Below are 1,417 nucleotides of genomic sequence, written 5' to 3' on the forward strand. Positions count from 1 at the left end.
GTTATCCACAGCGCTGACGGTTGGGTCTCGGCCAATGCGTTGGAGAGTGCGTCGTTGCAATGGCAGGCCAGCGAGTGGCGACAGGATTCACGGATCGAACTGATCTTCGCCGAACCGCAGGACGTGGTTGCGCTGCAAACGAGCTTGGCAAATTGCCGATGTCTGTGAATCAGTCGCGCTTCACGGCTTCCACTTGTTGTGCTCCTGGCGCCATTGGCTGAGTTCGATGACCTCAGCCCTGGGCCGAGTCTGGACCGATTCAATCGGCGCAGGCGGGGTTTCTTCGAACGGCATCGGGTAAGGCGCCAGTTCGATGTGGGCGCTGTGGGCACCAAACTGAGTGATCGTACCCGAATGACGGGTCTCGCCGGTCACCGTGAATTCGAAGTTATACACACGCGCCAGGCGCCGTCGTCCGCTGGCGTCCTTTACGAATCCGATCTTGCGCAGCGCGACATTGCCGTCCAGCAGCTCGATCTTGAGGTTGGCGCAATGTTGCATGACCCTCGCCAAGGCGCGCTCGCGCAAACCATGGTTGTGCCACAGCCAGGCGCCACCGGTAGCCAGCAGCATCAGCACGAAAATGTTTCCAAGGGTCAGCATGAACGAAAAGCTCCAACAAGTTGCCGTCAGCTTAACTGTCTCGCCGGTCTGTCGTACAGGCTGCGTTTAGTCGCATACTGCGCGGCTTGAATTTCATTCGTTTTACGGAAACTTCCCGCATGAAACGTACGCCTCATCTGCTTGCCATCCAGTCCCATGTGATATTTGGCCATGCCGGCAACAGCGCTGCCGTGTTTCCGATGCAGCGGGTCGGCGTAAACGTATGGCCGCTCAATACCGTGCAGTTTTCCAATCATACCCAGTACGGACAATGGGCCGGTGAAGTGCTCGCGCCCGCCCAGATACCGCTGTTGGTGGAAGGCATCGCCGCCATCGGCGAGCTGGGCAATTGCGACGCGGTGCTCTCCGGTTATCTGGGTAGCGCGGCCCAGGGGCAAGCCATTCTGGCGGGTGTGGCGCGGATCAAGGCTTGCAACCCAAAGGCGCTGTACCTGTGTGACCCGGTCATGGGACACCCGGAGAAGGGTTGTATCGTGGCGCCCGAGGTCAGCGAATTCCTGGTGGAGGAAGCCGCTGCCGTGGCCGATATCATGTGCCCGAACCAACTGGAACTGGACAGTTTTTCGGGGCGCAAGGCGCAATCATTGTTTGACTGTCTGGCCATGGCCCGTGCGCTGCTGGCCCGCGGTCCGAAGGTCGTGCTGGTCAAACACCTGGCTTACCCCGGCAAGCCCGAAGACAGTTTCGAGATGCTGCTGGTCACGGCTGATGGCAGTTGGCATTTGCGCCGTCCGCTGCTGGCGTTTCCGCGTCAACCAGTGGGGGTGGGCGACCTCACGTCGGGGTTGTTCCT

General features: G+C 60.1%; 2 protein-coding genes and 1 pseudogene. 2 read left to right on the top strand and 1 reads right to left on the bottom strand.

Translation table 11 applies throughout. The annotated features are described in order from the left end of the window. Nucleotides 1-168 (top strand): annotated as a pseudogene (locus tag OC610_RS27390) (cobalamin biosynthesis protein CobW); the annotation flags it as partial. 12 nt (nt 169-180) lie between these two features. Here OC610_RS27390 and OC610_RS27395 read toward each other — a convergent pair. Then, a complete protein-coding gene (locus OC610_RS27395) occupies nt 181-603 on the bottom strand; it encodes a DUF3301 domain-containing protein (RefSeq protein WP_217860676.1) in 423 nt (140 codons plus the stop codon). A gap of 119 nt (nt 604-722) precedes the next feature. Here OC610_RS27395 and pdxY point away from each other — a divergent pair. Continuing rightward, nucleotides 723-1,417: pyridoxal kinase PdxY (gene pdxY / locus OC610_RS27400; protein ID WP_264432575.1), on the top strand; the 695-nt coding region annotated here is incomplete at its 3' end.

Source organism: Pseudomonas agronomica (genome assembly GCF_025917275.1).
Taxonomy (GTDB): Bacteria; Pseudomonadota; Gammaproteobacteria; order Pseudomonadales; family Pseudomonadaceae; genus Aquipseudomonas; species Aquipseudomonas agronomica.

Coding starts and splice junctions, on each gene's coding strand:
- OC610_RS27395 (WP_217860676.1), bottom strand. CDS start 603: ATGCTGACCCTTGGAAACATTTTCGTGCTGATGCTGCTGGCTACCGGT.